Below are 6,769 nucleotides of genomic sequence, written 5' to 3' on the forward strand. Positions count from 1 at the left end.
CACCATCCAGTAGCGGGTCCCGGCGCTGTGGCAGGCTGGCCCATAGACTGGCACCATGCCGCACAATCCGCATGCCACCTTCACCGTGGACTCCGCCGTCGAACTGGCCGTGATCGAACGCAGCGGCTTCGTGGAGTCGCGGCACATCGGTTCCGCCGTCCTGCTGTCCGCCGACGGGTCGGTGGTCACCGAGCTTGGCGACATCAACACCCCCATCTACGCCCGCTCTACCCTCAAGCCGTTCCAGGCGCTGGCGTCCATGCAGTCCGGGGTTCCGCTGCGTGGCGCCCAGGTGGCCATCGCCTGCGGAAGCCACACGGGTTCCCTGGACCACATGGACGTGGTGGCGGGCATGCTCAAGGCAGCAGGCGTCCGTGAAGACCAGCTGCAGTGCCCGGAGGCCTGGCCCCAGGATGAAACTGCCCGCAATTGGCTGGTTCGCTCGGAGAAGGGGAAGTCGCGGCTGGCCTACAACTGTTCAGGGAAGCACGCCGCTTTCCTGTGGGCCTGCACCGAGAACGGATGGGACACGCACAGCTACCTGGAGCCCAACCACCCGCTGCAGCAGCGGGTCCGCACGGTGATCGAGGAATACACGGGCGAACAGATAGCGCACCTGGGCATCGACGGCTGCGGCGCTCCCGTGGCAGCCGTTTCCCTGAAGGGGCTGGCCCGGGCCTACTCGCAGCTGGCCAAGGCCCCGGGTGACCAGAGCTTCAGCGCCAGGGCAGCCACCATCGCCACCTCAATGCTCGATTACCCGTGGGCCGTACAGGGCCGCGGCGAAGCCAACACCCTGGTGATGGACGAGCTCGAGATCATAGCCAAGATCGGGGCCGAGGGCGTCCTGGCCATGGCCACGCCCCAGGGCGTTTCCGTGGCCGTAAAGATCCTCGACGGAAACGTCCGCGCCACCTCGCTCGTGGCCCTGACACTTCTTGCGGCAGCGGGGGCGGTAGAGATTCCGGGCGTCGCCAGTGCCTTGGAGAAGGTGGTTGAGCCGGTGCTTGGTGGTGGCCGTCCAGTGGGCAAGATCCGGCTGGGCCCGGCGGTTTCCGCGCTCCTGGACTGACACCGACTCCCAACCGACGCAAAAGGAAAGACTGAAAGCATGGCCGTAGCCCGCCGTCGTATTGACGTCCAGGAAGGCAAAGCAGCACTGAAGGCATGGCTGGAAGCCGCCCGGACGCCGTCGGGCGCTTCCGTGCCGCGCACTGTCCTGGCCACCGCCGTGAGGTACTCGCTGGAGGAAGTCACCGCCCGCGCCCCGGGCAACTCTGTTGAGGTGCGCGTGCCCCCGTTCGGCGTCACGCAGTGCGTGGAGGGCCCGCGGCACACGCGCGGCACCCCGCCAAACGTGATCGAGTGCGACGCCGCCACCTGGCTTGCAATGGTGACGGGACAGGTGGGCTGGGCGGAAGCAGTTACCGCGGGCAAAGTGGCAGCGTCAGGCCTGCGGGCGGACCTGTCGGCGCTGCTGCCCCTCTAGCTGTACTGCCCAGGCAGGTTGATTAAGCGGCTGATGGGCGGGTGGCCTCCGATTGCGGTGTGGGGCCTGTGGTGATTGTAGTGGTGCAGCCATGCCGGGAGGGCGTTTCTGCGGGCTGATTCGGTGGCGTAGAAGCGTTTGAATGCCCATCCGTCGGCGAGGGTTCGGTGGAAGCGTTCGATCTTTCCGTTGGTCTGGGGGCGGTAGGGCCGGGTCTTCTTTGCCCTGATGTCCAGCTCGCGGCAGGCGTCGCGCCAGAGATGTGATTTGTAGGCCGCCCCGTTGTCGGAGAGGACCCGTTTGACGGTGACGCCGCGGGCAGCGAACCAGGATACAGCTCTTTGCAGGACCGCTACTGCGGTGGCCGCTGTTTCGTCGCTGTGGATCTCTGCGTAGGCGACCCTGGAGTGGTCGTCGATGACCGTGTGGACATAGGCGGTCCCGATCAGCGGCTCGCGGTTTCTGCTGCGCGGCTTGTCCGGGGTTCCTGCCCGGTTCCGGCCTCCTTGCTGCCGGCCGACGTAACGCCAGCCGCCGCCGTCGGGGATATTGCCGAGCTTCTTCACATCGACATGGATCATCGCTCCGGGAGTCTCGTGTTCGTAGCGGCGGATGACTTCTCCGGTGCGCTTGTCCACGTGATGAAGGCGGTTCAGTCGGCACCGGACCAAGACCGCGTGCACCGTCGAGGCCGGCATGGCCAGTTTCGCTCCGATCGCGACCGGGCCCAGCCGCTGCTTCCAGCGCAGGTGCACAACTTTGCGCACCAGCTGCTGCGGCGTCCGGTTCGCCACCCTGTAAGGGCGGGAGGACCTGTCAGCCATACCTGCCTCACCCATCGCGGCGTAACGGGCCGCCCACCGTTTCGCGGTCGGCCAGGAGCAGTTGAACTGCTCGGCAGCCCGGGATACCGGCCAGCCATGGTCCACGACCAGACGCGCGACGCGTAAACGTTGGCGTGGAGTCAAAGCGGCATTAGCGTGGGACATGAGGACCTCCTGGTCGCTGCAGCGGTTGTCTAAGCAACTCCACTGTGCAACCGGAGGTCCTCACCTTTGGCTCAACGACTCCAGCGAGTCATCACATTCACCGAACCAACGTCCCTGGGCAGTACATCTAGCCCTGCTGTCCCTGCCCCAGCCGCGTCGCGTCAGCCGCGGCCGATGAAGGGCATGCCGGCTGCGGTGACCACCACTGAACCAACACTGGCAGTGGCAGGCATGTTGGCCATCATTAGCACCGCGCGCGCCGCGTCCTTAACGGGAAACATTGGCTCCACCCTGCGGCTGCCGTCCGCTTGGAGCGCCCCCGAGCCGACGCCGATAGTGTCCATGATTTCGGTGGCCGTGTTGCCGATGTCGATCTGCCCGCACGTGATGCCATATCCGCGGCCGTCCAGTTCGATGCTCTTGGTCAGGCCGGTCATGGCGTGCTTGGTGACCGTATACGCCACGGTCCGGGGCCGGGGCGAATGGGCCGAGATGGAGCCGTTGTTGATGATCCGCCCGCCCTGCGGCTCCTGCGCCTTCATGGCCCGGACAGCGGCCGCCGCGCACAGCATGGACCCGGTGAGGTTCACGGCCACCGTGGCGTTCCAGTCCTCCAGGCTGATCTCGTCCACGCCTGCTGCGGGCCCGAACACACCGGCGTTGTTGAACAGCACGTCCACGCGCCCCCACTTTTGGCGGGCTGCGTCGAAAAGGCGTTCGACGTCGTCGGGCCGGGTAACGTCGCACGGCACCACGAGCGCGGCCGGATGATTGTCCGCCGTCTCCTTCAACTGGGCTTCACGGCGGCCGGCCAGCGCCACGCGGTAGCCGTCGGCCAGCATCTGCCGGGCAACCTCCCGGCCGATGCCGGAGCCGGCCCCCGTGACGACGGCGACGCGGGCAGTGGGAGGGGACGTGTCCATTCTGTCTCCTGGCTTAGGGCTGCGCCGGCACGGCCGGCTTGTTCAGCGGCCAGCCTATGACGGTCTTGGGCCGGGGCGCAGCGAATGTCCGCACCTTGGAGGTGGAGAGGCGCATCCGGACCAGGGATTCGGCGATGGTCACCGCGGAAGCCACGCCGTCCACGACGGGGACTCCCGCCCGCTGCCGGATCTGCTCATCCAGTCCGGCCATGCCGCCGCAGCCGAGCACGATGACCTCGGCCTTGTCCTGCGTGACCGCAAGCATCGTCTGGTTGATGATGGCTTCCACGGCCCGCTCCGGCTCTTCCTCGAGTTCCAGCACCGCCATGCCGCTGGCTCGGACGGACGCGCACCTGGCGTCCAGCCCGGCCAGCTTCAGCCGGTCCTCGATGAGGGGAACCGTGCGATCCAGGGTGGTGACCACGGAGTACTTATGCCCCAGGAACATCGCCGTGCTGGCCGCGGCCTCGGTGATGTCCACCACCGGCACATCCAGCAGCTCCTGCAGACCTTCACGGCCGTGCTCGCCGTAGCCGGCCTGCACAACGGCATCGAAGGGCTCCGTGTAGGAGGTGACGGCGTCCATGACGGCAATGGCGGCCAGGTAACTCTCAAAGTTTCCCTCGCAGGAGTCCGCCCCAAACCTTGGGGTGATGCCGACAATCTCCGTACCGGGAGCGGCTACGCTGCGCGCCGAGGCGGCAATGGAGTCGGTCATCGACGAGGTGGTGTTCACGTTGGCGACGAGTATGCGCATGGGGTAGGTCCTTTGGTGCTGCGGATCCCTGTGGGCCGCTTTGCTGGTAGGGCTCAGTGGGTGCTGACGACGGCGATTGCCTCACCATCGTGGTCTTCGAGCCTTTGGTTGCGGTCGGCGATGAAGAAGTAGAGCGTGGCGGCGATGCCCGCTGCAAAGAACCAGGCGAACGGGGCCGCCGCAGCCAGTCCGGGCACGAAGGCGATGAGCAGGGCCAGGACGGCCGCTGGAACCATGGCAATGATGGCGCGGGGGTTGACGCCCTTCTTATAGAAGTACGCGCCGTCAGGGGATGCCGTGTAGAGCTGCGGCACGTTGACCTTGCCACGCCGGATCAGCCAGTAGTCGGCCATGACAACGCCGAACAGCGGGCCGAGCAGCGCACCGAGTCCACCGAGGAAGTACACGATGACCAGCGGGTTGTTATAGAGGTTCCAGGGCAGGATGACCAGGCCGATCGTCGCCGAGACCATGGCAGCCTTGCGGAAGTTCAGCCGTTTGGGGAACAGGTTGGTCAGGGCGTAAACGGGGGCCACGAAGTTGGCCATCAGGTTCACGGCGATGGTCAGGATCAACAGGGCAAGGCAGGCCAGGACCAGGAAGAGCGTGTTGGGGATGGTCTGGACGATGTCCGAGGGGCTCTTGATGATGGTGCCGTTGATCTTGAACTGGCCGCCGGCCATGACCACTACGATGGCGCCGAAGACCAGCATGTTGATGGGGATGCCCCAGAAGTTGCCGCGCACCACAGCCTTTTTGGAGACCGCCGAGCGGGTGAAGTCGCAGAAGTTGAGGACGAAGGTGCCATAGATGGACACCCACAGGGCGCCGCCCGCGAAGATGGTGAGCCACATTTCCGGCCCTTCCAGCGCCTTGTTGGAGGACCAGGCGATGCTTCCGCCGGCTTCGACGAAGATCCAGATGGCCATCGCGGCCATGGTGGCAAGAATGACGGGGCCGGCGAAGGCCTCATACTTGCGGATCATTTCCATGCCGAAGCTGACAATCACCAGCTGGACCACCCAGAGGGTCACGAATGCCATCCAGCCGAGTGTGGACAGGCCTAGGATGGAGTCTTTGTCCATGTCCGCCAACGCTGGGAACATGGACACGATCATCACGCGGAACACCACGGACGCGAGGTAGGTCTGGATGCCGAACCAGGCCACTGCCACGGCTCCGCGGAGGAGGCTGGCGATCTGGGCTCCCCTGATGCCGAAGCTGATGCGGCTCATGACCGGGAAGGGAACACCGGTCTTGACACCCATGAAGCCGGAAAGCGTCAGGAGGCCGAACAGCAGGGCGGCACCGATGCCGAGGGCCATGAGGATCTGCCACCCGCCCAGCCCCAACGCGAACAGACCGATGGCGAAGGCGTAGTTGCCCAGGCTGTGCACGTCGTTGGCCCAAAGGGTGAAGATGCTGTAGCTGGTCCAGCTGCGGCCGGCTCGCTTGGTGGGGGCCAGATCCGAGTTGTACAGGGAAGGGCTGATGCTTGTGCCTGAAGCTGCGCTGGCGGATTCACACAGGGCTTCAACATTGTTGGTGGCATGTGCTGTAGGGGCCGACGACGCTGTCAGGCCCTGCTCAGCAGCAACGCCCGCCGTGGGAGGGGTTTGCATAGGGGTCTCAATTCTTTGGAGGATTCCGGGTGGTGAGGCCGACCGGGAGAGTCGTTTCTGTTATTCCACCTAGCGGAAACGAGATATTGAATAGTGAAATAATGGTATGACCCAGGTCACTGCCGGTCAAGCGCCCCGGGCACTCCGGGTCGGTCACAATCCGTCGCTTCGCTTCTATGCGCGTCAACGGGCGGGAGGTGGCGGCTGTCACGTTGACCCCGGCCCTCTCACTCACTAATCTCATCTAGCAATAACGTTTTCTCACAATACGAAAACATGAGCCGATCCATTCAAAGATGAAAAGAGGCTGCCGTGGCTGCAGGAGAAGATATCTCCCATATCCTCAGCGGGTTGACTAACCAGCTGCCTGATCGTGATCCGGAAGAGACTGCCGAGTGGGTTGAGTCCCTGGATGCGTTGATCAGGGAACAGGGCACCGAGCGTGCCCAATACATCATGCGGAGCCTGCTGCAGCGCGCGGGTGCGCAGAGCGTGGGTGTGCCGATGGTGACCACCACCGATTACGTGAACACGATCCCGGTGGACCAGGAAGCCGAGTTCCCGGGCAACGAGGAGTACGAGCGGCGCTACCGGGCGTACATGAGGTGGAACGCCGCGGTCATGGTGCACCGGGCGCAGCGGCCCGATATCGGCGTCGGGGGGCACATCTCCACCTACGCCGGGGCCGCGACCCTGTACGAGGTCGGGTTCAACCACTTCTTCCGCGGCAAGGACCACCCCGGCGGCGGGGACCAGGTCTTCTTCCAGGGCCACGCCTCCCCCGGGATGTACGCCCGGGCGTTCATGGAAGGCCGGCTCTCCGAGGAGGACCTGGACGGGTTCCGGCAGGAAAAGTCCCGTGAGGGCCACGCCCTGTCCTCCTACCCGCACCCGCGCCTGATGCCGCACTTCTGGGAATTCCCCACCGTGTCCATGGGCATCGGGCCGATGAACGCGATCTACCAGGCCCAGAACAACCGCTACCTGCA

At 65.2% G+C, this 6,769-nt stretch carries 6 protein-coding genes and 1 pseudogene; 3 read left to right on the forward strand and 4 right to left on the reverse strand.

Going from position 1 to position 6,769, the window contains the following annotated elements; all coding sequences use genetic code 11:
- Window positions 1-55: 55 nt before the first annotated feature.
- Together ACFO0G_RS05295 and ACFO0G_RS05300 are read left to right on the forward strand one after the other, a co-directional pair.
- On the forward strand, window positions 56-1,072 hold the full coding sequence (locus tag ACFO0G_RS05295) for an asparaginase (RefSeq protein WP_286399148.1): 1,017 nt from the start codon (window positions 56-58) through the stop codon (window positions 1,070-1,072).
- 39 nt (window positions 1,073-1,111) lie between these two features.
- Complete coding sequence (locus ACFO0G_RS05300; RefSeq protein WP_286399150.1) at window positions 1,112-1,489, forward strand: sterol carrier family protein; 378 nt, start codon at window positions 1,112-1,114, stop codon at window positions 1,487-1,489.
- Here the strand turns inward: ACFO0G_RS05300 and ACFO0G_RS05305 are convergent.
- The 4 genes from ACFO0G_RS05305 to ACFO0G_RS05320 form a co-directional block, all read right to left on the reverse strand.
- The gene (locus ACFO0G_RS05305; RefSeq protein WP_376976646.1) at window positions 1,486-2,478 is read right to left on the reverse strand and encodes an IS481 family transposase; all 993 of its coding nucleotides are present in this window, start codon (window positions 2,476-2,478) and stop codon (window positions 1,486-1,488) included. The two genes, ACFO0G_RS05300 and ACFO0G_RS05305, sit on opposite strands and share 4 nt — an antisense overlap.
- 161 nt (window positions 2,479-2,639) lie before the next feature.
- Window positions 2,640-3,401 carry an SDR family oxidoreductase gene (locus ACFO0G_RS05310; RefSeq protein ID WP_376976647.1) on the reverse strand — a complete coding sequence of 254 codons (762 nt, stop codon included), beginning with the start codon at window positions 3,399-3,401 and terminating at the stop codon, window positions 2,640-2,642.
- A gap of 13 nt (window positions 3,402-3,414) precedes the next feature.
- Window positions 3,415-4,158: an aspartate/glutamate racemase family protein gene (locus ACFO0G_RS05315; RefSeq protein WP_376976648.1), complete on the reverse strand. Its 744-nt coding sequence runs from the start codon at window positions 4,156-4,158 to the stop codon at window positions 3,415-3,417.
- A 53-nt stretch (window positions 4,159-4,211) separates the two neighbouring features.
- Window positions 4,212-5,780, reverse strand: a complete 1,569-nt coding sequence (locus ACFO0G_RS05320; RefSeq protein WP_376976649.1) for an NCS1 family nucleobase:cation symporter-1 — start codon at window positions 5,778-5,780, stop codon at window positions 4,212-4,214.
- 312 nt (window positions 5,781-6,092) lie between these two features.
- Here ACFO0G_RS05320 and ACFO0G_RS05325 point away from each other — a divergent pair.
- Window positions 6,093-6,769, forward strand: a pseudogene (locus tag ACFO0G_RS05325) (pyruvate dehydrogenase (acetyl-transferring), homodimeric type); the annotation flags it as partial.

Origin of the sequence: Arthrobacter sedimenti (genome assembly GCF_042652025.1) — a bacterium.
Taxonomy (GTDB): Bacteria; Actinomycetota; Actinomycetes; order Actinomycetales; family Micrococcaceae; genus Arthrobacter; species Arthrobacter sedimenti.